Source organism: Actinomadura chokoriensis (genome assembly GCF_039529475.1).
In the GTDB taxonomy this organism is placed as follows: Bacteria; Actinomycetota; Actinomycetes; order Streptosporangiales; family Streptosporangiaceae; genus Spirillospora; species Spirillospora bangladeshensis.
Window position 1 is genome coordinate 1 of sequence record NZ_BAAAMW010000016.1, and the last position, 23,717, is coordinate 23,717.

The 23,717-nt window shown below is 73.0% G+C and carries 24 protein-coding genes; 13 read left to right on the top strand and 11 right to left on the bottom strand.

Going from position 1 to position 23,717, the window contains the following annotated elements:
- Positions 1-123 precede the first annotated feature (123 nt).
- Entirely contained in the window at positions 124-783 is a 660-nt protein-coding gene (locus ABFX46_RS28700) for a response regulator transcription factor (RefSeq protein ID WP_346046882.1), read from the bottom strand.
- Positions 771-2,036: a sensor histidine kinase gene (locus ABFX46_RS28705; RefSeq protein ID WP_346046884.1), complete on the bottom strand. Its 1,266-nt coding sequence runs from the start codon at positions 2,034-2,036 to the stop codon at positions 771-773. The genes ABFX46_RS28700 and ABFX46_RS28705 overlap by 13 nt, the downstream gene beginning before the upstream one ends.
- 173 nt (positions 2,037-2,209) lie before the next feature.
- Here ABFX46_RS28705 and ABFX46_RS28710 point away from each other — a divergent pair, with 173 nt between their 5' ends.
- The 6 genes from ABFX46_RS28710 (at position 2,210) to ABFX46_RS28735 (ending at position 9,858) form a co-directional block, all read left to right on the top strand.
- Positions 2,210-3,028 carry an ABC transporter ATP-binding protein gene (locus ABFX46_RS28710; protein ID WP_346046886.1) on the top strand — a complete coding sequence of 273 codons (819 nt, stop codon included), beginning with the start codon at positions 2,210-2,212 and terminating at the stop codon, positions 3,026-3,028.
- A 3-nt stretch (positions 3,029-3,031) separates the two neighbouring features.
- Entirely contained in the window at positions 3,032-5,563 is a 2,532-nt protein-coding gene (locus ABFX46_RS28715) for an ABC transporter permease (RefSeq protein ID WP_346046888.1), read from the top strand.
- A gap of 117 nt (positions 5,564-5,680) precedes the next feature.
- Complete coding sequence (locus ABFX46_RS28720) at positions 5,681-6,919, top strand: serine hydrolase domain-containing protein (RefSeq protein WP_346046889.1); 1,239 nt, start codon at positions 5,681-5,683, stop codon at positions 6,917-6,919.
- 183 nt (positions 6,920-7,102) lie between these two features.
- Positions 7,103-7,936, top strand: coding sequence for a peptidoglycan-binding domain-containing protein (locus tag ABFX46_RS28725; protein WP_346046891.1), 834 nt, complete (start codon positions 7,103-7,105; stop codon positions 7,934-7,936).
- Between the two features lie 52 nt (positions 7,937-7,988).
- On the top strand, positions 7,989-8,876 hold the full coding sequence (locus ABFX46_RS28730) for a peptidase inhibitor family I36 protein (RefSeq protein WP_346046893.1): 888 nt from the start codon (positions 7,989-7,991) through the stop codon (positions 8,874-8,876).
- Between the two features lie 34 nt (positions 8,877-8,910).
- Positions 8,911-9,858, top strand: a complete 948-nt coding sequence (locus tag ABFX46_RS28735) for a peptidase inhibitor family I36 protein (protein WP_346046895.1) — start codon at positions 8,911-8,913, stop codon at positions 9,856-9,858.
- Positions 9,859-9,914: 56 nt separating this feature from the next.
- On the opposite strand, the gene ABFX46_RS28740 is transcribed toward ABFX46_RS28735, so the two are convergent.
- Positions 9,915-10,958: an NBR1-Ig-like domain-containing protein gene (locus ABFX46_RS28740; RefSeq protein ID WP_346046897.1), complete on the bottom strand. Its 1,044-nt coding sequence runs from the start codon at positions 10,956-10,958 to the stop codon at positions 9,915-9,917.
- A 324-nt stretch (positions 10,959-11,282) separates the two neighbouring features.
- Between ABFX46_RS28740 and ABFX46_RS28745 the strand changes: the two genes are divergently transcribed.
- A complete protein-coding gene (locus tag ABFX46_RS28745; RefSeq protein ID WP_163053743.1) occupies positions 11,283-11,912 on the top strand; it encodes a ClpP family protease in 630 nt (209 codons plus the stop codon).
- Positions 11,909-12,511 carry a ClpP family protease gene (locus tag ABFX46_RS28750; RefSeq protein ID WP_346046900.1) on the top strand — a complete coding sequence of 201 codons (603 nt, stop codon included), beginning with the start codon at positions 11,909-11,911 and terminating at the stop codon, positions 12,509-12,511. The genes ABFX46_RS28745 and ABFX46_RS28750 overlap by 4 nt, the downstream gene beginning before the upstream one ends.
- A gap of 35 nt (positions 12,512-12,546) precedes the next feature.
- Here the strand turns inward: ABFX46_RS28750 and ABFX46_RS28755 are convergent, their stop codons facing one another.
- Together ABFX46_RS28755 and ABFX46_RS28760 are read right to left on the bottom strand one after the other, a co-directional pair.
- A complete protein-coding gene (locus ABFX46_RS28755) occupies positions 12,547-12,996 on the bottom strand; it encodes a helix-turn-helix domain-containing protein (RefSeq protein WP_346046902.1) in 450 nt (149 codons plus the stop codon).
- A 123-nt stretch (positions 12,997-13,119) separates the two neighbouring features.
- Entirely contained in the window at positions 13,120-14,001 is an 882-nt protein-coding gene (locus ABFX46_RS28760; RefSeq protein WP_346046904.1) for a LysR family transcriptional regulator, read from the bottom strand.
- Between the two features lie 83 nt (positions 14,002-14,084).
- Here ABFX46_RS28760 and ABFX46_RS28765 point away from each other — a divergent pair, with 83 nt between their 5' ends.
- Genes ABFX46_RS28765 through ABFX46_RS28775 form a run of 3 tightly spaced genes read left to right on the top strand, consistent with a single transcriptional unit; the run spans position 14,085 to position 16,607 of the window.
- Positions 14,085-15,281 (top strand): thiolase family protein, encoded by a 1,197-nt coding sequence (locus ABFX46_RS28765; protein WP_346046906.1) that lies wholly within the window; start codon positions 14,085-14,087, stop codon positions 15,279-15,281.
- On the top strand, positions 15,278-15,973 hold the full coding sequence (locus tag ABFX46_RS28770; protein WP_346046908.1) for a 3-oxoacid CoA-transferase subunit A: 696 nt from the start codon (positions 15,278-15,280) through the stop codon (positions 15,971-15,973). Before ABFX46_RS28765 ends, ABFX46_RS28770 begins: the two co-directional genes overlap by 4 nt.
- Position 15,974: 1 nt before the next feature.
- The gene (locus ABFX46_RS28775) at positions 15,975-16,607 is read left to right on the top strand and encodes a 3-oxoacid CoA-transferase subunit B (RefSeq protein WP_346046910.1); all 633 of its coding nucleotides are present in this window, start codon (positions 15,975-15,977) and stop codon (positions 16,605-16,607) included.
- Positions 16,608-16,667: 60 nt separating this feature from the next.
- Here the strand turns inward: ABFX46_RS28775 and ABFX46_RS28780 are convergent, their stop codons facing one another.
- The 4 genes from ABFX46_RS28780 to ABFX46_RS28795 are packed head-to-tail and all read right to left on the bottom strand — an operon-like array spanning position 16,668 to position 20,542.
- Positions 16,668-17,918 carry an FAD-dependent oxidoreductase gene (locus ABFX46_RS28780; protein WP_346046911.1) on the bottom strand — a complete coding sequence of 417 codons (1,251 nt, stop codon included), beginning with the start codon at positions 17,916-17,918 and terminating at the stop codon, positions 16,668-16,670.
- 22 nt (positions 17,919-17,940) lie between these two features.
- The gene (locus ABFX46_RS28785) at positions 17,941-18,567 is read right to left on the bottom strand and encodes a maleylpyruvate isomerase family mycothiol-dependent enzyme (protein WP_346046913.1); all 627 of its coding nucleotides are present in this window, start codon (positions 18,565-18,567) and stop codon (positions 17,941-17,943) included.
- Positions 18,567-19,397: a fumarylacetoacetate hydrolase family protein gene (locus tag ABFX46_RS28790; protein ID WP_346046915.1), complete on the bottom strand. Its 831-nt coding sequence runs from the start codon at positions 19,395-19,397 to the stop codon at positions 18,567-18,569. The genes ABFX46_RS28785 and ABFX46_RS28790 overlap by 1 nt, the downstream gene beginning before the upstream one ends.
- Complete coding sequence (locus ABFX46_RS28795) at positions 19,397-20,542, bottom strand: cupin domain-containing protein (protein WP_346046917.1); 1,146 nt, start codon at positions 20,540-20,542, stop codon at positions 19,397-19,399. Before ABFX46_RS28795 ends, ABFX46_RS28790 begins: the two co-directional genes overlap by 1 nt.
- Positions 20,543-20,634: 92 nt before the next feature.
- Between ABFX46_RS28795 and ABFX46_RS28800 the strand changes: the two genes are divergently transcribed.
- Positions 20,635-21,120, top strand: a complete 486-nt coding sequence (locus ABFX46_RS28800) for a flavin reductase family protein (RefSeq protein ID WP_346046919.1) — start codon at positions 20,635-20,637, stop codon at positions 21,118-21,120.
- 58 nt (positions 21,121-21,178) lie between these two features.
- On the opposite strand, the gene ABFX46_RS28805 is transcribed toward ABFX46_RS28800, so the two are convergent.
- Positions 21,179-21,652 (bottom strand): MarR family winged helix-turn-helix transcriptional regulator, encoded by a 474-nt coding sequence (locus tag ABFX46_RS28805; RefSeq protein ID WP_346046920.1) that lies wholly within the window; start codon positions 21,650-21,652, stop codon positions 21,179-21,181.
- Between the two features lie 93 nt (positions 21,653-21,745).
- Between ABFX46_RS28805 and ABFX46_RS28810 the strand changes: the two genes are divergently transcribed.
- Positions 21,746-22,801: an amidohydrolase family protein gene (locus ABFX46_RS28810; protein WP_346046921.1), complete on the top strand. Its 1,056-nt coding sequence runs from the start codon at positions 21,746-21,748 to the stop codon at positions 22,799-22,801.
- Between the two features lie 20 nt (positions 22,802-22,821).
- Here the strand turns inward: ABFX46_RS28810 and ABFX46_RS28815 are convergent, their stop codons facing one another.
- Positions 22,822-23,661: a LysR family transcriptional regulator gene (locus ABFX46_RS28815; protein WP_346046922.1), complete on the bottom strand. Its 840-nt coding sequence runs from the start codon at positions 23,659-23,661 to the stop codon at positions 22,822-22,824.
- Positions 23,662-23,717 lie beyond the last annotated feature (56 nt).

Consider the following 23,717-nt stretch of genomic DNA (forward strand, 5'->3'; position numbering starts at 1 on the left):
GTCACCGCTAGGGTGGCCACGAGGTCTCCGGTGTTGTTCTTCTTGGTCGATGAACGCTCTACCGGAGACCTCACCGCGTCCGGCGCACGACACGCCGCCACTCATCTCACTTCGAAACAGGCCCTAGCCGCGGGCGCCGGTGCTCTGCAGGTAGCGGAGGACGGCGGCGACCCGGCGGTCGGCGCGGTCGGCGGGCGCCAGGTCGAGCTTGGCGAAGATGCTCCGGATGTGCTTGTGCACGGCGCCCTCGGTGACGAAGAGCCGCTCGGCGATCGAGGCGTTCCCGTGCCCCTCCGCCATCAGGGCCAGGACGTCGCGCTCCCGTGCGGTCAGCCGCTCCAGCCCGGGGTCGGGACGGGACCGGGTGAGCATCCGCGCGACGACGTCCGGGTCGATGGCCGTGCCGCCCCCGACCACCCGGTGCAGGGCGTCCAGGAACTGCTCGACGCGGCCGACCCGCTCCTTCAGCAGGTAGCCGAGCCGGCCGCTGCCGCCGGCGAGCAGCTCGGTGGCGAACGCCTGCTCGACGTGCGCCGACAGGACGAGCACGGGCAGGCCGGGACGGCGGCGCCGGGCCTCGGCCGCGGCCCGGATGCCCTCGTCGGTGTGCGTGGGCGGCATCCGGACGTCGACGATGGCGGCGTCCGGTTCGTGCTCGTCCACGGCCGCGAGGAAGGTCTCCGGGGAGTCGGCGGTCGCGACCACGTCCAGCGACTCGGCGCGCAGCAGCATCGCCACGCCCTCGCGCAGCAGGAAGTCGTCGTCGGCGATCACGATCCGCAAGGCAGCTCCATCTCCAGCACGGTCGGCCCGCCGGGCGGGCTGGTCACGGCGAGGCGGCCGTCGTGCGCCTCGATCCGGCCCCGGATGCCGGCCAGCCCCGAGCCGCGGCCGGCCGCGGCGCCGCCGACGCCGTCGTCCTCGATCCGCAGCGACAGCAGCCCGCCGCGCAGCCGGACGGCGAGGGACGCGCTGCGGGCGCCGCTGTGCCGGGAGACGTTGGTGAGCGCCTCGGCCGTCACGAAGTAGGCGGTGGCCTCGACGGAGGCGGCGCAGCGTCCGGGGATGTCGATGTCGGTGCGGCACGGGACGCCGCAGTCGGCGGCGAGCCCGGCGAGCGCGGCGGCCAGCCCCCGGTCGGCGAGGACGGGCGGCAGGATGCCGCGCACCACCGTGCGGAGTTCGGCGAGCGCGGTCTCGGCCGCGTCCTGCGCCTGCTCCAGCATCGGCGCGGCGGCGGCGGGGTCGCGGGCCAGCGCGCGGCGGGTCGCGCCGAGCAGGACGGTGACGGCGACGAGCCGGTTCTGCGTCCCGTCGTGCAGCGAGCGCTCGATGCGGCGCAGCTCCGTCGCGTGCGCGTCCAGCGCGGCCGCGCGGGTCGCCGACAGCCGCGCCACCTGCAGGGACAGGTCGGCGTCGGGCGGCGGCGCGAGCAGCCGCCGGCCCGGCAGCGCCTGCACCCGGGCGAGGCCGGGCGCGATGAGGACGAAGACGGCGGCCAGGACCAGGCCGAAGCACGCGACCGCGAGCGCGTCGAGGTCGCTGTGGACGTGCCAGAACACGAGGTTCGGGCTGGCGTTGTCGCGGGGCAGCATCCGCCACCACAGCGGGTAGGTGATGTCCTGGACGGCCTGCACCGCCAGCGTCGCCCCGGACACGCCGACGGCCAGGCCGAGCGTGCCGTGCACCAGCAGCCAGCGCAGTTCGCGCCGGACGACCGGGTCGGCGAGGGCAGCGCGGACCCCGGCCGGCGCCGCGCCCATCGCGATGATCTCCGGGCCCCAGCGGGACAGCCGGGCGCGCTCCCGTTCGGCCGGGGCCCGGACGAGCCGGGGCAGGGCGGGCGCCAGCAGGAAGCCGAGGCCGACCGCGCACAGCACCGCGACCAGCAGCAGCCATACCAGGACGACGAACGCGGGGATGGCGGTGCCGAGGCCGCCGACGAGGTGTTCGAGCGCGTCCAGGACCACCCGTCCGCGGCGGAGGACGATGGTCCGCAGGACCCGCCTGCGGGCGCTCGATGTCACGTTGTTCACTGCCAGATCCCCGAAAGACCCTAGGGCAGTTGATCACTCCGTGACAGCCGAACTCGCGGACAGTGGTACAGCCTGCACTACCTCCATTGGGCATCTGGCTGCATTGTCCGGGCGGAGCGATCTTCCTAGCGTCGTGAGCCGTTGTACTCAGGCTCCCTGGAAGGTAACCCGCGATGTCAGTCCCCCTGCCCCCCGACGCCGTCCGCGTCGAACGTGTGACCAAGACGTACGGAGGTGAACAGCCGGTCGCGGCGCTGGCCGAGGTCGACGTCCGGTTCGCCCGGGGGACGATGACGGCCGTGATGGGACCGTCCGGTTCCGGCAAGAGCACGCTGCTGCACTGCGCGGCGGGCCTGGACCGTCCCACCTCCGGACGCGTCGTGGTCGGCGACACCGACCTGTCGACGCTGTCGGAGAAGCGGCTGACCGAGCTGCGCCGCGACCGGATCGGCTTCATCTTCCAGGCGTTCAACCTGGTGGGCGCGCTCACCGTGGAGCAGAACATCCTGCTGCCGTCGCGGCTGTCCGGCCGGCGTCCCGACCCGGCGTGGCTCGCCGAGGTGATCGGACGGGTCGGGCTCGGCCACCGGCTCGCGCACCGCCCGTCGGAGCTGTCCGGCGGCCAGCAGCAGCGGGTGGCGATCGCCCGCGCGCTCGCGACCCGGCCCGAGGTGATCTTCTGCGACGAGCCGACCGGGGCGCTGGACACCCGGACCGCGGCCGAGGTGCTGGCGCTGCTGCGCGCGGTGGTCGACCAGGCCGGGCAGACCGTGATCATGGTGACGCACGACCCGGTCGCCGCGTCCTATGCCAACCGGGTCATGGTGCTCGCCGACGGCCGGATCGTGCGGGACATGCCGCAGCCGGGCGTGCAGCGGATCGCCGAGCAGCTCGCGATGCTCGACCGCCGCCCGCCGCAGCCGGCGGCCCAGGGGCAGCCGGCCCAGCAGCGGCAGCCGTGGCCGCAGACCCCCGCGACGCGGGAGGGCTGAGCGGTGCTCGGACTCGCCGCACAGATGCTGCGGCACCGCAAGGGCACCTTCGTCGCGACCTTCCTCGCGCTCGCCGCCGGGGTCCTGGTCCTCACGGTGTGCGGGGTGCTCGCCGAATCGGGGCTGCGCTACAAGGGGGAGCCGCAGCGCTACGGCGCGGCGTCCGCCGTCATCGCCGAGCACGAGCTCACGGTCCAGGGACCGGAGCGCTTCGGGGAGCGCGAGACCAGCACGGTGGCGCTGCCGGAGCCCGGCACCGTGCCCGAGTCGCTGGTCGGCGAGGTCGCGGCGGTGCGCGGCGTGGCGAGCGCGGTCCCGGACCGGACGATCGCGGTCGCGGCGGCGGCCGCGCCGAAGGTGCCGGTCGCGGGCCACGGCTGGGCGAGCGCCGCCCTCACCCCCTACAGGGTGGTCTCCGGCACCGCGCCGCGGACCGAGGGCGAGGTCGCCGTCGACGAGCGGCTCGCCGCCGCCGGCAAGCTCCGTCCGGGCGGCACCACCGCGATCCTGACCGGCGGGACGGTCCGCCAGGTCCGGGTGAGCGGCGTCGTGAAGGCGCCCGGCGAGCCGGGGCCGCAGGCCGCGCTGTTCTTCACCGACGGCGAGGCGGCCCGGCTGTACCCGCGCCCCGGCCGCGTCGACGCGATCGGCGTGATCGCGAAGAAGGGCGCCGACGAGGACGCCGTCGCCGCGGCGGTGCGGCGCATCGCGGAGGCCGCCGGCGCCAACGCCTACGCCGGCGACGAGCGGGGGCTCGCCGAACGGCCGGAGGAGATCGCCGCCAAGGGCTTCGTGCTGGAGGCGGGCGCCGCGTTCGGCGGCTACGCCGCGCTGATCATCGGTTTCGTGGTCGCCGCGACGGTCGGCCTGTCGGTCCGGCACCGCCGCCGCGACTTCGCCCTGCTGCGCGCGATCGCGGCGACCCCGGGCCAGGTGCGGACGCTGATCCTCGGCGAGGTCGGCATGCTCGGCCTGCTCGCCGCCGTCGCCGGCGTCCCGCTCGGGCTGCTCGCCGTCCGCTGGATCAGGTCCGAGCTGGTGGACCGCGGCTTCGTCCCGGAGACCTTCACCCTGAGCGCCGGGCTCCTCGCCGTGCCGGTGGTGGTCGTGGCGGTGGCCGCGGTCGCGCTGCTGTCGGCGTGGATCGCCGCCCGGCGCACCACCCGCATCCGGCCGACCGAGGCGCTCGGCGAGGCGGCCGTCGAGGCGACGCTGGGCGGACGGGTCCGGGTCGTGTCCGGGCTGATCACGCTCGGTGCCGCGTTCGTCCTGATCATCGTGACCGGCGGTGCGCGCGGCCAGACCGCCCTGGGCGCCGCCATGGGCATGCTGTACACGTTCGTGCTGGCGATCGCGCTGCTCGCGCCGTGGATCAACCGGGCCGCGGCGGTGGCGCTCGCCCCCGTCCTGCGCACCGTGTTCGGCAGCAGCGGCTACCTGGCCGCCGCGAACCTGCGGGCGAACGCGCGCGGCATGGTCGCCGTGCTGACGGCGCTGGTGCTGTCCGTCGGGTTCGGCGGGACGATCTGGTTCCTGCAGGACAACCTGCAGCGCCAGGCGGTCGTCCAGAGCGAGGACGGCACGATCGCCCAGCACGCCCTGGTCGGCGGCGCCGGACTGCCCGCGGCGGCGGCCGAGGAGGCCCGCCGGATCCCCGGCGTGGTCGCGGCGACCGGGGTGCGCCGCACCTCGGTGCTCGTTCCGATGATGGGCGAGGCGATGGCGGTGGTCGGGCAGGGCATCGACCCCCAGGGCGCGAGCCGGACCATGGATCTGAAGGTGACGGCCGGGAAGCTGGAGGACCTGGCGGGCGACAACACCGTGGCGGTGTCGAGGTCGCAGGCGGACAGCGCGAAGTGGAAGGTCGGCGGGACGGCCGAGATGTGGCTCGGCGACGGCACCCCGGTCAAGCTGAAGGTCGTCGCGATCTACGACCGCGGCTTCGGTTTCGGGGACGTCACGCTGAACAGCCGTACCCTCGCGGGCCACACCGTGACCGGTCTGGACGACCACGTGCTGGTCCGCAGCGAGCCCGGCGCCGACGTCGGGCCTGCCCTGGCGAAGCTCGCGCAGGCGTACCCCGCGAGCACCGTGACCGGTACCGGCGAGTTCACCGCCGGGCTGGCGAAGGACCTGGCGATCAGCTCCTGGCTCAACAAGCTGCTGGTCGCCGTGCTGATCGGGTACGCGGTGCTCGCGGCGGCCAACACGCTGATCATGGCCGCGCTGGCCCGGTCCCGGGAGCTGTCGCTGCTGCGCCTGGTCGGGGTGACCCGCCGCCAGGCGAAGCGGATGGCGAACGCCGAGCAGGCCGCGCTGCTGGGCGTGGCGCTCACGATCGGCGTCGCGATCGCGGCGGTCACGCTGTCGTCGATCGTGAACGCGGTGGCGGGGCAGCCCGTCCCGTACGTCCCGGCGCTCGGCTGGGTCGTCATCCTCGGCGGCACGGTGGCGCTGGCGCTGGTGTCCACGACCGTCCCGATCGGACGGCTCCTGCGCACGCCGCCCGTCGAGGGCATGGGCATCCGCGAGTAGCGCACCGCACCCCCTCGCCCACCCCGCACCGCAGAGCCCGGGTGCGCCGTCCCGAGAGGCGGCGCGCCCGGTGTCCAGGAGAACCCCCGCTCCACCGTCCAGGTGGTTTTAGGAGTGATGATGTCCGATACGTTCGTGCCCGCCGGTCGCCCGACCGCCGCGTCCAGGCGCCGTGGGAGGCCGCTGGCGGTGGCGGTGGCCGGCGCCCTCGCCGCGGGCGCCCTCGCGGGCTGCAGCACCGGCACGGCGGCCGACGCCGAGGCCGAGATCGGCACGGCCAAGAACGAGATCGCCCTGCAGAAGGCGATGCGGGAGCTGGTGCAGGCCGGGTTCCCCGGCGTGCTGGTCTCCGTCAAGGGCAAGGACGGCGAGACCCGCGACTACGCGGCCGGGATCGGGAACCGGGAGACCGGCGACGCTCCCCCGAAGAACGGCTACATCCGCATCGGCAGCAACACCAAGACGTTCGTCGCCGCGACCGTGCTCCAACTCGTCGGCGAGGGCAAGGTGAAGCTCGACGAGCCCATCGCCACCTACCTGCCGGGCGTCGTCAAGGGGCCGGACTACTCCGGCGCGAACATCACCGTCCGGAACGTGCTCGGGCACACCAGCGGCATCCCCGACTACACCGAGTTCATGGACTCCGACACGTCCAAGGTCCCGACCCGGACCTACACGGCGGAGGAACTGCTCAAGCCCGCGCTGGGGAACAAGGCCGCGTTCCCCGTCGGGAAGCGCCGGCAGTACAGCAACACGAACTACATCATCGCGGGGATGCTCGTCACGAAGGTCACCGGCAAGCCGGTGGGCGAGGCCGTCACCGAGCGGGTCATCGACCGGATCGGCTTGAAGCAGACGTACTGGCCCGAGCCCGGCGACACCGGCGTCCGGAAGCCGCGCATGGAGGGCTACATCGCGCCGCCCGGCGGGCAGCTGAAGAACGCCACCGAGATGGACCCGTCCATCTCCGGCGCCGCCGGCATGGTGGTCTCCACCCCGCGCGACCTCAACCGCTTCTTCGCCGCGCTGGTCGGCGGCAGGCTGGTGCCGGCCGCGCAGCTGACGGAGATGCGGAAGACCATCGAGTCGCCGGACGAGGAGCCGGGCACCGTCTTCGGGCTCGGCCTCGACAAGATCACCCTGTCCTGCGGCGAGCTGTGGGGCCACGGCGGCGACATCCACGGCTACGAGACCCGCGGCGGCGTCACCGCCGACGGCCGCGAGGTCACCGTGGCCGTCAACGCCCTGCCGGGCGCGGTCATCGCGAAGCAGGACTCGGTGGAGGCCATGACCAAGGACGCCATGGAGAAGACGCTGAAGGTCAGCGCCCTGGTCGACACCGCCATCTGCAAGTAGCGGCCCGGCCGGGCCGGGGGGGCGCGCCGTCCCCGGCCCGGCCGAGGGCTGTCAGATCGTGCGTTCGGGCTGTTCGGGAGTGCGCGCCGGACAAGCTGACAACACGGATCTTCTTGTGGACACCGGGACGATCCGTGACGTTGGTCTCCGCCGCGAGCTTCGTCCCGCCACCAGGAGACCACGATGAAGTTGCCCTCAATCGCCGCCGCCCTCGCGACGGCCGCACTGCTCGCCCCGCTGGCCGGCGCGCCGGGGACGCCGGCGGCGCGGGCCGCCGTCCCGAGCGTGAACATGGAGGCCACCGTCAAGGCGGCCCAGATCGACCCGCGGCGGGCCGACGACACGCTGACCCCGGGCGCCAAGGCGAGCGTCCTCCTCGTCGAGCGGGCGCTGCGCGACCGGAACCTGCTGGACGACCAGTGGGTGGACGGCTACTTCGGCACCACCACGATCGCCGCCTACGCCAAGTACCAGAAGTCGCTCGGCTACACCGGCCTCGACGCCAACGGCCTGCCGGGCAAGACGTCGCTCACCAAGCTCGGCGCCGGCCGGTTCACCGTCACGCACGCCATCGGGCCGGGCGCCCGGGTGTCCACCGGCGGCGTCGTCATCAACACCCGCACGCAGAGCATGCTCACCGAGGCCGAGCGGCTGCTCGGCCGCAAGCTCGTGCTGGAGCAGGGGTCCTACAACCCCGGCGGCGACCCCACGTCCGCGGGCACCCACGACGGCGGCGGCGTCGTCGACATCTCGGTGAAGGGGATGAGCGCCGCCACCCGCACCTCGGTCGCCCGCGCGCTGCGGCGCGTCGGCTTCGCGGCCTGGGTGCGCAGCCCGGCCCAAGGCGACTGGCCGTGGCACATCCACGCCGCCGCCATCAGCGACACCGACCTCTCCAGCCAGGCCCAGCACCAGACCGGTGACTACTACCTCGGCCTGAACGGGCTGGCGAACCGCGGCCCGGACGACGGTCCGCGGGTCGCCATCCGTACCTGGGAGGAGTACCAGCGCAGTTGACCTTCGGTAATTCCCGCAACGCGAACAGCAGGCGAAAGGAAAGGGAACGGTTATGAGCACGCTGAGCAAGATCCTCACGCTGGCGACCGCCGCGGCGGCGGTCGGCGGCACGGCCGCCGCGCTCGCGGCGCCCGCCTCGGCCGCGGCGCGCAACGGCGTCTGCGAGAGCGGCGAGTTCTGCTACTACTACAACAGCAACAACGCCGGATCGGTCTCCGACTTCACCGGATCGGTCGCCGACTACGGCACCACCCAGCCGTCCTGCTACGACTTCAAGGGACCGGGCAACGGCAAGGGGCTCTGCATCAAGAACGAGGCCGCCTCGGTCTGGAACCGCAGCAGCAAGACCGTCCGCGTCTACTACAACAGCAACTACGGCGGCACCTACCAGGACTTCAAGGCCGGCGCCAAGGGCAACCTGAACTCCAGCCTGAAGAACCAGAACGCCTCCCACCAGTTCTCGCCGCCGTCGCGCACGAACATGTCGTACGCGCTGTACAAGGCGAGCGGCGGCCGGATCACCTGCGGCTTCGACGGCTACACCAGCACCCCCGGACGCCACGAGGGCATCGACATCGCCCGCAGCGTCGGCTCCGACGTGCACGCGCTCGTCAGCGGCAAGATCACCTACATCGCGCGCGGGGCCACCGGCAGCTCCGGGCTCTCCACGATCGCCATCTACAACTCGTCGGCCAACAAGACGGTGATCTACCTGCACTCCGCGCCGCGCTCCTCGCTGAGCGTCGGCCAGTCGATCAGCCGCGGCCAGGTCATCGCGGACGAGTCGTGGCACGGGGTGTCGTCCAGCTCCGCCGCCCACACCCACGTCGAGATGCGGCCCGGAAAGCAGACGCACGCGTCCAAGAGCGTCAACGACCCGGTCCTGAACAACCCGAACCCGACCTCGTTCTGGCACTCCCAGGGCTACAACGTCCGCTAGCGGGCAGCGGCCTCACCAGAGGAGAGAGTCAACTGTGTCGACACGAAGAGCACGGCTGATCCCGCGGCTCAGCGCGGCGGGGGCCGCACTGGCGATCGGCGGGGCGGTCCTCGTCCCGGCGGCGCCCGCATCGGCGGCGAGCCGCGACGGCGTGTGCCAGAGCGGCGAGTTCTGCTACTACTTCAACAGCAACAACGCGGGATCGGTCTCGGACTTCACCGGATCGGTCGCCGACTACGGCACCACCCAGCCCTCGTGCTACGACTTCAAGGGGCCGGGCAACGGCAAGGGGCAGTGCATCAAGAACCAGGCGGCCTCCGTCTGGAATCGCAGCGGCAAGACCGTCCGGGTGTACTACAACAGCAACTACGGCGGGACGTACCAGGACTTCAAGGCCGGCGCCAAGGGCAACCTGAACTCCAGCCTGAAGAACCAGAACGCCTCGCACAAGTTCCTGAGCTCCACCACGCCGCCGACCGGGTGCAAGACCGACGGCACGGACGGCAAACTGCCCACGACCATCCTGGTGTACCGGGTCTCGCTCGACCGCGTGGACCGGGTGGCGTTCAAGACCTACGTCAAGAACGTCCTGCCCAACGAGTGGGTGTCGAGCTGGCCGCAGGAATCGCTCCGGGCCGGGGCGATGGCGGTCAAGAGCTACGGCTGGTACTGGGCGCTGCACTCGACGCGCAAGACGTCGGACGGCCGGTGCTTCGACGTGTACGACACCACGTCCAGCCAGGTGTACAAGCCCGGCTCGGCGAAGGCGTCGACGAACTCCGCGGTGGACGCGACGTGGAGCACCCGGATGACCCGCGGCGGGAAGATCCTGCAGGCCCACTACTGCTCCACGACGACGGCGTGCGGCGGATGGGTCACCGGGGACTGGATGTCGCAGTACGGCTCCCGTGACAAGGCCAACGCGGGCTGGAACCACTCCAGAATCCTCAAGGCCTACTACAGCGGAATCGCGCTCTCCTGATTCCGCGGACGATCCGCTCCCCGTTCCCCGCCGCGCCCCGCCGCGGCGGGGAACGCCTATCGTCCCTCGATGATGATCTGGAAATTGACCGGACGGCTACCGGGGAACGCGACCTTTCCCGAGGCGTCCACCATTTTGAAGCGCACGTAGCACAGGCCCGGTTTTCTCGGCGTCGTGATTTCCGTCCGAATGTCGACCATCTTTCCGGGCTGCGTGTCATCGATCGGCACATCGGAGATGGTCTGGCATTGATCGGCCTGCTGCGGGACGTCGAGGCGGCGCAGGGAATACCCCTTCCACGGCACTTTCCCGGCGTTCTTGAGCCGCCACACCTTGGTCACGGTCTGACCGGTGCCGACGCGCGTGCAGTCGGGCAGGCTGATGTCGGCGATGAACAGGGCCACGTCGCCCTTGTGCGTCGGCGGCGCCGGCGCCGGGTTGGTCGCCAGCACCGGGCAGTCGGCCGGGGACAGCGCGGGCTTCGACCGGCCGCCCGCCTTCAGGCCGTCCCCGCCGGGGGCGGAGTCGCGGTTCACGGCGACCACGATGAGGACGGCCGCCCCGGCGCCGACGGCCGCCGTCGCCAGCACGACCGCGGCCCGGCGGGTCGGCCGGAACCGCTTTCCCGGCGCGGGAGCGGCCGCGCGGCCGCCGTCCGCCGGCTCGTCGGGAGGAGGCGGCGGTGGCTCGGACGCCGGGGGCTCGTCCTCCCGGGGCGGTTGCGGGTCGATGGCGATGTGCATGGCCCGCCGTTCCGCGGTGCTCGCGGCGGGGGCGACCCCGCCGGGCGGGCGGGCCGCGGGCGTCCCGGCGACGGCCGGCGGACGCCCGGCCCGCGCCGAGCCGACCACCCGGTTCGCCCGCTCCCAGCGGTCGCGGTACTCGGCCGGGTCGGCGCCGCACGCCTTGACGAACTCGGCGGTGGTCCCCCAGCTCGGGAGCCGGTTGCCCTTCGTGGCCTCGTGCAACGTGGTGTGCGAGATCGCCCCGGACCGCCCGGACATTTCCCGGAACGGCGGATTGCCCACCGACCTGCGCAGTTCCTGCAAAGTTGCCGCGAAGTCCGCGATCGCCTGCGCCTGTGCACGCGTGTCGTCCACCGAGTGAAGCTAACAGCGCGCACGGCCTTTGCTCAAGCCCGGCCGTATCCCGGCAGGTGAACCGGGTTCTCCGACCCCGACATGATCGGCAAGCGTCCTTTTCATTTCGCTCGGACTTCACGTCCGCGCCGGACAGCGGTGTTCTTTAGAGGCGGCCGGTTTTGCGGCCCCACCGCTCCGACCGTGCCGTCTCACCGTGCCGCTCCGACCGTGCCGTCTGATCGTGCCGCTTCGAGCGTGCCGCTCCGAGCGTGCTGCTGTGAGCGGATCCGCTGGAGGCGGATACGGCTGTGACGTGTGCGCGCGGCGGCGCAGAGTGAAGGCATGAGCGAGGAACAGAGAATCCCATTGTTCAACGAAAGGGCGCGGCGCGAGCTCTACCAGCAGCGCGTCCTCGTCCTCGACGGCCCGCTGGACGACGACAACGGCACGCTGCTGGCGACGCAGCTCATCACGCTGGCGCGGGAGGACGCGTCGTCCGACATCTCGCTGTGGATCCACTCCCCCGGCGGGTCGGTGCCGTCGATGCTCGCCATCCGCGACGTCATGCGGATCCTCCCGTGCGACGTGTCCACGCTGGTGCTCGGCATCGCCTACAGCGCGGGCCAGTTCCTGCTGTCGTCCGGGACCCGCGGCAAGCGCCGCGCGATGCCGCACGCCCGCGTGCTGATGCACCAGGGCTCCGCCGGGATCGCCGGCGCCGCCGTCGACATCGAGCTGCAGGCCGGCGACCTGCGCCACACCCGGGACACCGTGCTCGGGCTCATCAGCGAGGACACCGGCCAGCCGCTGGAGCGGGTCTTCGAGGACTCGCTGCACGACCGCTGGTACACCGCGCGCGAGGCCCTGGAGTACGGGTTCGTCGACGCGATCGTCAGCACGTTCGACGAGGTCGCACCGGCGGGCCACCGGCCCATCGGGCTCCGCGTCGCCACGGAGGGGGACGCCCGGTGAGCACCTACACGATCCCGAACGTCATCGCGCGGGACTCGCGCGGCGAACGCATCATGGACGTCTACTCGCACCTGCTGACCGAGCGGATCATCTACCTCGGCACCGCGATCGACGCGGGCGTCGCCAACGCCCTCGTCGCGCAGCTGCTGTACCTGGAGGCCGACAGCCCCGACCGCGACATCCAGCTCTACATCAACTGCGAGGGCGGCGACCCGAGCGCGATGCTCGCCGTGTACGACACCCTGCGCTACATCCGCGCCCGGGTGGCGACGACGTGCGTGGGGCAGGCCGTCGCCGTCGGCGCCGTGCTCCTCGCCGCGGGCAGTCCGGGCCTGCGTTCCGCTCTCCCGCACACGCGCGTCGTCCTGCACCAGCCGATGGGGCAGGGGCGCGGCGCGATCCCCGACCTCATCCTCCAGGCGGACGAGGTCGTGCGCGTGCGCGCGGACATCGAGGGCATCCTCGCCCGGCACACCGGCCAGGACACGGCGACGCTGCGCGCCGACACCGACCGGGACCGCGTGTTCACCGCGCAGGGCGCGCTGGACTACGGCCTCATCGACCAGGTGATCGAAGAGCGGCAGCCGATGCCCGTGTAGCCGCGCGCCGGGCAGCGCGACGGGCAGCGGACGGGCTACGCGGCCAGCGCGTACGCGGCCTGGCAGGTCGGGCCCGCCGGGGCGGTTCCGGCGGGCGCGGCCAGCAGGCTGGTCGCGACCGCGAGCGCCAGGTCGGCGAGCGTCGTGTCCAGGGCGCCCGCGACCGCGGCGATCATCTCGCTCGACGGCTCCTTGACGCCGCGCTCCATCTCGGAGAGGTACTGCGGGGAGACACCGGCGCGGCGGGCGGTCTCGACCAGGATCTCGCCGCGCTCCAGGCGCAGCCGGCGCAGGCAGCCGCCGAGCGCGTCCCGCCACAGCGGCTCCGCCGGCCCGCGTGCCGCGGCCGGCCCGTGCGGCGTCTCGCGCGGCGTCCCGTTCGGCGTCCCGTTCGGCGTCTGGTGCGGGTCCCGGCGCGACTCCTCGCGCGGCGTCTCGTGCGGCGTCTCGTCGGCGGGCATGAGCGGGCGGGTCGTCTCGGCCATGCGCACATCGTAAGTCGGCGGCCCGCTCACCCCCCAGCCGTTCCGCCGACCGCAGAACGGCGGGTGAAGGACGAGCACATGTTCCCCATGGCCGTGCATGAATCTGATGCATGGGCGACGGAGTCAGACGAGACGGCGGATGACCGAGACGGCGCGGGCGAGGTGCGGTTCGGTGCGGTCGGTGCGGTGGGCGATGGCCAGTTCGACGTCCACGGCCGGGCTCGCCAGCGGCCGGTAGGCGACGCCTTCGAGCGCCAGGGCCGTCACCGGCTCCGGGACGACGGCCACGCCGAGCCCGCCCGCGACGAGGGTGATCAGCGTGGAGGTCTCCGCCACCTCGTGCCGGATCCGCGGCTCGACGCCGGCGTCGCGGAACAGGCCGAGCACGACGTCGTACATCACCGAGCGCCGGTCCGCGGAATGGACGATGAGGTCGGCGTCCGCCAGGTCGGTGACGGCCGGCCGCCGGACGGCGGCCACGGCATGGTCGGCGGGGACGGCGACGACGAGCCGGTCCCGGCGCAGCGGCAGGACGGTGAGCGAGAGGTCGGCGATCGGGGGCCGCAGCAGCGCCAGGTCGATCTCGCCGGCCCGCAGCGCCGCGGCCTGGTCGGGGACCAGCATCTCGCCGCGGAAGGAGAAGTCGACGCCGGGCAGTTCCAGGGACAGGCCGCGCGACAGGGCGGGCAGCAGGCTGTAGGTCGCCGACCCCACGCAGCCGATCGCGAGGTGCCCGACCGCGCCGGCCGCGACCAGCCGGGCCTCGTGCGCCGCCTCGTCCACCTCGCCGAGGATCTTCCGAGCGCGGGCCAGGTAGGCGCGGCCCGCGTCGGTGAGGTCGACCCGGCGCGTGGAGCGGTGGAACAGCTCCACGCCGAGTTCGGCCTCCAGCCTGCGGATCGCCTGCGACAGCGGCGGCTGGGCCATGGTGAGCCGCTCGGCGGCGCGGCCGAAGTGGAGTTCCTCGGCGACGGCGACGAAGTACCGCAGGTGGCGCAGATCCATCAGCCGACTCATATTCTGAGCGTCTCAATCAGAGTAAATATTGATACTTCACTGTATCAAGCCAGGTCACTAGCCTCGATGGCATGAGCTCCTATCTGTACTCCGCCGTCCGGACGCCGTTCGGGCGGTTCAACGGCGCGCTGGCGGGCGTCCGCCCGGACGACCTGGCGGCCGGCGTGATCACCGCGCTGCTGGACCGCGCTCCCCGGCTGGACCGCGCCGCGATCGACGAGGTCGTGTGGGGCAACGCGAACGGCGCGGGCGAGGAGAACCGCAACGTCGGCCGGATGGCCGCGCTGCTCGCCGGGCTGCCGACGAGCGTGCCGGGCACGACCGTCAACCGGCTGTGCGGCTCCAGCCTCGACGCGGCGATGATCGGCTCCCGGGCGATCGAGACCGGCGACGCCGGCATCGTCCTGGCCGGCGGGGTCGAGTCGATGACGCGGGCGCCCTGGGTGCTGCCGAAGCCCGCCAAGGGCTTCCCGGCCGGGAACGTCACCGCGGTGTCGACCACGCTCGGCTGGCGGCTGGTGAACCCCCGCATGCCGAAGGAGTGGACGGTCTCGCTCGGCGAGGCCAACGAGCTCCTCCAGGAGCGGTACGGCATCGGCCGGGAGCGGCAGGACGCGTTCGCCCTGCGCTCCCACCGGCTGGCGGCGGCGGCCTGGGACGAGGGCTTCTACGACGACCTGGTCGCCCCGGCCGGCGACCTGAAGCGCGACGAGGGCATCCGCGCCGACACCTCGCTGGAGAAGCTGGCCGACCTCAAGCCGAGCTTCCGCCAGGACGGCACCATCACCGCGGGCAACGCCTCGCCGCTGAGCGACGGCGCGTCCGCGCTGCTGCTCGGCTCGGAGGCCGCCGCCGAGCGGATCGGCCTCGACCCGCTCGCGCGCATCGCCGGGCGCGGCGCGTTCGCGCTCGACCCGCAGGACTTCGGCTACGCCCCCGTCGAGGCGGCGAACCGCGCCCTCGCGCGGGCCGGGATCGGCTGGGACCAGGTCGGCGCCGTGGAGCTCAACGAGGCGTTCGCCGTCCAGTCGCTGGTCTGCGTGGACGCCTGGGGCATCGACCCGGAGATCGTCAACACCAAGGGCGGCGCGATCGCGCTCGGCCACCCGCTGGGAGCCAGCGGCGCCCGCGTCCTCGGCACGCTCGCGAAGGTGCTGCGGGAACGCCGCGAACGCTGGGGCGTCGCCGCGATCTGCATCGGGGTCGGCCAGGGCCTGGCCGTCGTCCTGGAGAACGTCGCCCCGGAGAACACGGAGGCGGGGGCGTGAGCCGCGCGGCGATTCTGGACAGCGTCGATGAGGCCGTACAGGGCATCGAGGACGGCAGCACCGTCCTGGTCGGCGGCTTCGGCTTCGCCGGCATGCCGTTCGACCTCATCGACGGGCTGATCCGGCAGGGCGCGAAGGACCTCACCATCGTGTCCAACAACGCCGGCAACGGGGACGTCGGGCTGGCCGCGCTGCTCAAGACCGGGCGCGTCCGGAAGGTGGTCTGCTCGTTCCCCCGGCAGAGCGACTCCTACGTCTTCGACGAGCTGTACCGGGCGGGGAGGATCGAGCTGGAGATCGTGCCGCAGGGCAACCTCGCCGAGCGGATGCGCGCGGCGGGCGCGGGCATCGGCGCCTTCTACTGCCCGACCGGGGTCGGCACCCCGCTGGCCGAGGGCAAGGAGACCCGGACGATCGACGGCCGCGTCCACGTCCTGGAGTACCCGATCAGGGGGGACGTCGCGCTGATCGGCGCGCACCGCGCCGACACGATGGGCAACCTCGTCTACCGCAAGACCGCCCGCAACTTCGGCCCCGTCATGGCGACCGCCGCGGGCACCACGATCGTGCAGGTCGGCGAGGTCGTCCCCGCCGGGGAGATCGACCCGGAGGCGGTCGTCACGCCCGGCATCTTCGTCGATCGCGTCGTGCGGGTCGAGGCACGGCGGTACACCGTCCAAGGAGCGCGCTGACATGGCCCTGAACCCCGATGAGATGGCCGCGCTCGTCGCCCGCGACATCCCGGCCGGCTCGTACGTCAACCTCGGCATCGGCCGTCCGACCAAGGTCGCCGACCATCTGCCGGACGGCTCGGGCGTCGTGCTGCACACCGAGAACGGCATGCTCAACATGGGCCCCGCCGCCGTGGGCGACGGGATCGACCCGGATCTCACCAATGCCGGGAAGGTGCCGGTGACGGAGCTTCCCGGAACGGCGTACTTCCACCACGCGGACTCGTTCGCCATGATGCGCGGCGGCCATCTCGACGTGTGCGTGCTCGGCGCGTTCCAGGTGTCGGCCACCGGCGACCTCGCCAACTGGAGCACCGGCGCCCCCGACGCCATCCCGGCCGTGGGCGGGGCGATGGACCTGGCCATCGGCGCCAAGCAGGTCTTCGTGATGATGACGCTCTTCGACAAGAAGGGCCGGTCGAAGCTGGTGCCCGAGTGCACGTACCCGCTGACCGGCGTCGGCTGCGTCGGCCGGGTCTACACCGACGTCGCCGTCTTCGACGTGGGCCCGGACGGAGCGTCCGTCCGCGAGACCTTCGGCGTGACGATCGACGAGCTGCGCGACCGGCTGCCCGTCCCCCTCAAGCCGGCCTGACCCGTTGACCTGCGGCGTGTTGTTGTTATGAGAGCGCCGATAACAACAACACGCCGCAGGTCAATGAAGGGTCGGCTCGGCTGCGGTGGAGAGGGGGATCGGCTCGAACATCTCGGGCTCGTCGGACGGGTCCAGGGCGGTCGGGCCGTAGAGCCAGTCGACGAACGCGTAGTCGTAGGTGTCGCGGTCGCGCAGCAGGGCGTTGCGCTGCTGCCGGGCGAGCCCGTCGAGGTGCCACAGCTCGCCCCACGCGCGCGAGGTCGTGAGGACGCGGCGGCAGTGCTCGGGCCGGACGGCCTGGTAGGCGGCGAGGACGGCGGGCCAGTCGACCGGCCCGCCGGCGGCGCGGTGCCGGGCGACGTGCTCGCCGAGCACCCAGCCGTCCTCCAGCGCCATGATCGCGCCCTGGGCGATGTACTGGAGCGGCGGGTGGGCGGAGTCGCCGAGCAGCGCGATGCCGCCGTCCACCCAGGCCATGATGGGGTCGCGGTCGTACATCCGCCACCACTTGTCGCGCCACATGTGCGGCAGCCCCTCGCGGACGAAGTCGCAGGTCCGCTCGAACGCCGCGTCCAGTTCGTCGGGCGTGCCCCAGTCCTGCTCGCCGGCGCGGGCCTTGGGCGACTCGAAGACGGCGACCTGGTTGAGCAGTTCGCCGCCGCGCAGCCCGTAGTGGACGAAGTGGCAGCGCGGCCCGACGTAGACGACGACCTCGCTGAGGTCGACGGCGGCGGCGCGTCCGCTCGACGTCGGCACGGTGCCCCGGTAGGCGACGTACGCGGAGGAGACGGGCTCGTCGTCCGACATGAGCGTGCGCGCCACCGAGTGCAGCCCGTCGGCCGCGATGACGACCTGCGCCTCCTCGGTGTGGCCGTCGGCGAGCGTCACGCGGGCGCCGTCGGGCGTGTTGGCGTAGGCGACCGCCTGCTGCGACGTCACCAGGTCCACGCCGGCGCGCCGGCACGCGCGCAGCAGCATCGCGTGCAGGTCGCTGCGGTGGATGACCAGGTACGGGTAGCCGTAGCGGCGCTCCAGGTCGCGCAGGTCGAGCCGGGTCAGCTCCGAGCCGTCGACGGCGTCGCGCATGATCATCGCGTCCGGGACGACGCCGAGGCCCGCGGCCTCGTCCAGCAGGCCGTAGTCGTCGAGGATGCGCGTGCAGTTGGGCGCGAGCTGGATGCCGGCGCCGACCTCGCCGAAGGAGTCGGACTTCTCCAGCAGCCGGACCGCCAGGCCCCGGCGGGCCAGCGCGTAGGCGGCGCCGAGCCCGCCGATCCCGCCGCCGACGACGATCACATCAGGGTTGGTCATGGTCTCTTCTCTTTCGGGCGCCTTAGAGCCAGGGGCCGAGGGGCGGGGCGTCGGCGAGGGCGTGCGGGCGTCCGGCCAGCCAGGCGGCCACCTCGGGCAGCGGCCCGTCCGCCGGCACCGCGTCGAGCCCCCGCTTGGCGGTGATGTCGGCGACGAGGGCGTCCAGGAAGTCGCGCGGCAGGTCGCCGAAGGAGACACCGCGGTCGAGGTCGACGGCGTGGACGAAGACCTCCCGCGACCGCAGCCACGGCACCTCGGTCGCGGGCACGGTGCGGCCCTGGGCCGTGACGACCTCGGCCCGCCACTGCCCCTCGGTCAGCTCGTCCATCGACGTCCGCAGCGTCGCGGCGGAGCGGTGCGCCCACGCGGCCAGCTCGGCGCCGCTCATGCGGGGGCCGCGCTCGATCCCGGCCGCCCGCTCCTCCGGCGAGGCGTACATGGGCGTCGCCTCGCCGGTCGCGGCCCAGTGCACCAGGTTGCCGAGCGCCTCCGCGTTCGCGGCGACGTGGGCGACCAGGTGCCTGCGGGTCCAGCCGGGCAGCAGGCTCGGGGCGTCGTACTCCGGCTCGGTCAGCCGGTCGACGGCGCCGAGGAGCAGCGCCGTCCCGTCCCGCGTCCAGCGGAGGACGTCGGCGGGCGAACGGGCCATCAGGCGTCCTCGACGATGCGGTTCGCGCAGGCGCCGAGCCCGTCGATCTCGGTCACGACCGTCTCGCCGCCGGTCAGGTAGACCTTCGGGTCGCGGGCGTGGCCGACCCCGGCGGGCGTGCCGGTGGCGATCAGGTCGCCGGGACGCAGCCGGACGATCGTCGAGACGTACTCGACCAGGAACACCGGGTCGAACAGCAGCGTGCCGGTGTCGTCGGACTGCATCTCGCGGCCGTCCACGACCGTCCGCACCGTGAGGGCCGGGCGGACGCCGCCGACCTCGTCCGGCGTGACCAGGTAGGGGCCGACGGGAGTCGAGGAGTCCCAGATCTTGCCCTGCGTCCATTCGATGGTGCGGAACTGCCAGTCGCGGACGGAGATGTCGTTCATGACGGTGAAGCCTGCGATCGCCGCCTCGGCCTGCGCGCCGCCGGCGCGGCGGACCTCCCGGCCGATGACGATGGCGAGCTCCACCTCCCAGTCGAGCGCGTCCGTCTCGGCGGGCTTGACGATGTCGTCATGGGCGCCGATGAGGCTGTCGGCGAACTTCGGGAACAGCGTCGGATACGACGGAAGCTCCCGCCCCATCTCCTTGATGTGGTCGGAGTAGTTGTGGCCGACGCAGATCACCTTCGACGGACGGGGCACGACGGGCGCGAAGTCGGCGCCCTCGACCTCGTACGCGGTGCCGGTGGCGTCCGCCGCCCTGGCCCGCCAGTCGGGGTCGGCGAGGAGCGCGCCGAGGTCGGGGAACCCGAGGTCGACGAGCGTGTCGCCGTCGAGCCGGACGGCGCGGGTCCCGGCGGCGGTGCGGAGGGTGGCGAGCTTCATCAGGAGTCCTTGGCGAGTCGGTCGAGCTTGAGCGCCTCGAAGACGGGCGCGTCGCAGAAACGGAACAGGTCGAGCGCGCCGGAGTCGGAGTCGGATGCCCCGGCCTCCGACCGCACCGAGAACGGCTCCCACGAGGGGACGACGAACAGGTCGCCGCGGGCCACCGACCAGGACCGGTCACCGACCGTCACCCGGCCGGAGCCGTCGAAGACCTGGTAGACGCTGGACCCGGTCTCGCGCACCGGAGCCGTCTCGGCGCCCCGCGCCACCCGGTGGAACTCGGCGCGGAGCGTCGGCAGCACATCGGTGCCGTCGACGGGGTTGCTGTACCGGACGGCGGCATGGCCGGGCTCGACCGTCCCCGCATGTCCTTCCCTCTCCAGCGCGAGCTGGTCGGCCAGCGCCCGGTCGGTGTACTCCCACTTGTAGGAGAGCAGCGGCGAGCCGGGCGTCGCATGCCCGACACCGACGGGACGCAGCCCGGGATGCCCCCACAGCCGCTCCGAGCGCGACCGCTCGGGCGTGCTGTGCTCGGCCTCGGACAGCTCGTCCCGCCCGAACTCGAAGAACTGCGCCTCGGTCAGGTACTGGAAGGGGATGTCGAGCCCGTCGATCCAGGCCATCGGCTGCTCGGTGGCGTTGTGGTGGGCGTGCCAGTTCCAGCCCGCCTGCGGCAGGAAGTCGCCGCGGTTCATCGGCACCGGGTCGCCGCCGACGACCGTCCACACCCCGCCGCCCTCGACCACGAACCGGAAGGCGTGCTGCGTGTGGCGGTGCTCGGGGGCGTCTTCGCCCGGCATCAGGTACTGGACCGCCGCCCACAGCGTCGGCGACGCGAACGGCCGTCCGCCGAGCCCCGGATTGGCCAGCGCGATCGCCCGCCGCTCTCCGCCGCGCCCGACCGGCACGAGCCGCCCGGCCCGCTCGGCGAGCCGGACCAGCGCGTCCCACTTCCACACGTGCGGGACGGCCTTGGACCGCGGATGCACCGGCATCAGATCGCCGATCTCCGTCCACAGCGGCACGAGCAGCTCGGACTCGAACCCGCGGTAGAGGTCGTCGAGCTCCGGTGTGACGTCCGGCTGGCCGGGCGCGTCCACGGCCCGCAGCCTCACGGGCGAGCCCGCGGCAGGAGTGCTGGTCATACCGGCAATCGTCGTGCCCGCGCCCGCCGAAGAATAGAAAATTCTGCTCCTCAGAACGAGCCCCGGGCCGGCGTCCCGCCTAGGCTGCCGAGGTGGACAGCGATACCTTCGTCGCCGGATTCGACTACCCGATGTTCGTGGTGACCGCCGTCGACCCCGGCACCGGTACGCGGGCGGGCTGCCTGGTCGGCTTCGCCACGCAGACCAGCATCGACCCGTTCCGGTTCCTCGTGTGCCTGTCCCGCGTGAACCACACCTACCGGGCGGCCGAAGCGGCGACGCACCTGGCCGTCCACGTCCTGGACGAGTCCCAGCAGGAGTTGGCGACCCTGTTCGGCTCCCAGACCGGCGACGAGATCGACAAGTTCGCCCGCTGCGCCTGGCGTCCCGGCCCGGAAGGCGTCCCCTTGCTGACCGACGCCCCCCGCCACCTGGTGGGCCGAATCCTGGCCCGCACCGACCTGGGCGACCACACCGGCTACCTCCTGACGCCGATCGACGTGACCGGCAGCGCCGAGGCCGCCCCGCTGACCTTCCGCACCCTTCCCGACCTCTCCCCGGGCCACCCCGCCGACTGACGCGTCCCTCACCAGACCGCCGTGCGCGGGATGGCGCACGGCGCCAGAGGGGAGACGCTCAGCGGGGAGCGGTGTGCTCGGCGAGCCGGCGGAGCAGGCCGACGAGCTGGTCGCGTTCGTCCGGGCGGAGCCAGCCGAAGAGCCGCTCCCCCACGTCGGCGCCGGCGCGCCGCCCGCTCTCCAGGGTGCGCCTGCCGTCATCGGTCAGCATGACCGAGTACGCCCGCCTGTCCTCCGGCACCCGGTCGCGCCGGACCAGCCCACCGTGTTCCAGGGCGTCGATGATGCGCACCATCGTCGACTTGTCGATGCCCGTCAGGTCGATGAGGCGCCGCTGGCTGGACGGCCCGTACATGTCGAGGGCGAGCAGCATCGTGAACTCGCGGACGTCGATGCCGAGCGGGCGCAGCTCGTCGTTCATCCCAGCGCGGCTCCGGCCGTGCGCGGTGGCCAGCAGCATGCCGAGGCCGACATGCCGCGCGGCGGCGTCGCCGTCCTCGGCCAGGATCCGTTCGAGCAGGTCGTCCAGCATGGCCCCATGGTAGGGCCTCCTGATATAGTCTCATATGAGACATTCTCAGGAGAGACGTGGGCGGCGCTCCGACTGAGCCGAACGGAGACGGCCATGCCCGAACTGACCCGCCGACGCGCCCTCCAGCTGTCCGGCCTGACCGCGGCGGCGGCCGCGCTGCCCGCGACCGGCGCCGCGGCGAGCCCGCCCCGGCCGGCACGCGGCCGGATCGACACCCACCACCACGCCGTCCCGCCCGCCATGCGGAAATGGGCGGTCGACCAGGGCATCCTCCCGCCGACCGGCGGCCCGTCCTGGGCCCGGTGGACCCTGGAGAGCACGCTCCGGACCATGCACGCGAACGGCATCGCCGCCGGCGTCGCGTCCGCGCCGGTGCCCGCCGAGATCTTCCGGGACCGCGCGACCGCCGTCTCGGGCGTCCGGGTGTGCAACGAGTCGCTCGCCGAACTGGCCCGCGACCACCCCACCCGCTTCGGCTTCTTCGCGAACGTGGCGATGCTCCACCCGGACCTGGCCCTCACGCAGGCCGCGCACGCGCTGGACGACCTCGGCGCCGACGGAATCCTGCTCAACACCTCGGCCGACGGCCACTACCTCGGCGATCCGATGTTCGAGCCGCTCTTCGCCGAACTCGACCGCCGCCGCGCGGTCGTGTTCACCCACCCGGTCGCGCCCAAGGGCATCGTCGAGGTGCCCGGGGTCGGCGACTGGCTCGCCGACTACCTGCTCGACACCACCCGCACCGCGCTCAGCCTCATCGCCGCCGGAACCCTCGACCGGCACCGGAACGTGTCGGTCATCCTGTCCCACGGCGGCGGGTTCCTGCCGTACATGGCCGGCCGCGCCGAACGCTCGCACCGGGAGGACGGCGGCCCGTTCCCGGCGGACATGCGCCGCGCCCTCCGCCGCTTCCACTACGACACGGCCCTGCCGACGTCCCCGTACGCCACCCCGGCCCTGCTCGACGCCGTGGGCCCCGACCGCGTCCTGTACGGCACCGACTGGCCCGCGAACACGGCCCGCGAGGTGACCCTCAACACCGGAACCCTCGACCGCGACCCGTCCCTGAACGACCAGGCCCGCCGCGCCATCACCCGCACGAACGCCCTCCGCCTCCTCCCGCGCCTGGCCGCCCGCCTCACCCGCTGACCCGATCCGCGGGCGGTGTTCTACAGGGCGGTGGCGGTTCGGATCAGGAGGGCCAGCGGCTGGGAGCGGCTGTGCGGGGGCCAGGCGATCACTGTCGTCACCTTCGGTGCGTCCACGATGGGGACGGCGGCCAGGCCCCCGCGCAGGTAGGTCGCGGCCGATTCGGGCAGGACGGCGGAGGCGCGGCCCAGTGCGATGAGTTGCAGTAGCTGTGCGTGGTCCCTCACCTGGGGGCCGGGGCCTTCGGGGTAGGTGCCGTCGGACGACGGCCAGCGCGGCATGGGGAGGCCGGGCAGGTCGGTGACGTCCGCCATGCTGAGGTGCGGTCGGCCGGCGAGGGGGTGGCCGGCGGGCAGCAGCACGACCCGGTCTTCTGTGAGCAGTTCCTCCGTGTCGAACCCGGCCGTCGAGTCGAACGGCAGGTGCAGCAGGGCCACGTCCGCGCGGCCGTCGCGGAGCAGCCGCTCCTGTTCGCCGGGGCCGCACAGGAGGACGTCAACGGGGATCGCGCCGGGTTCGGCGGCGTAGGCGTCCAGCAGTTTCTGCAGCAGTTCGCTGGACGCGCCCGCCTTCGTGACCAGGACGAGGCCGGGTTCCCCATGGGCGGCGCGGCGGGTGCGGCGGTCGGCGGCTTCGACCGCGTCCAGGGCCGCTCGTCCTTCGCGGAGCAGCACCGACCCGGCTTCGGTCAGGGTGACGTTGCGGTTCGTCCGTTCGAGGAGCGTCACCCCGAGCCGCCGTTCGAGTTTCTGGATCGCCCGGGAGAGCGGCGGCTGCGCGATGCCGAGCCGCTCGGCGGCCCGGCCGAAGTGCAGTTCCTCGGCGACGGCGACGAAGTACCGCAGTTCCCGCGTCTCCATACCGGCCACGATACCCGTGAGGTATCACCGCCCACCCAGACGGTGTTGGAGGTCCG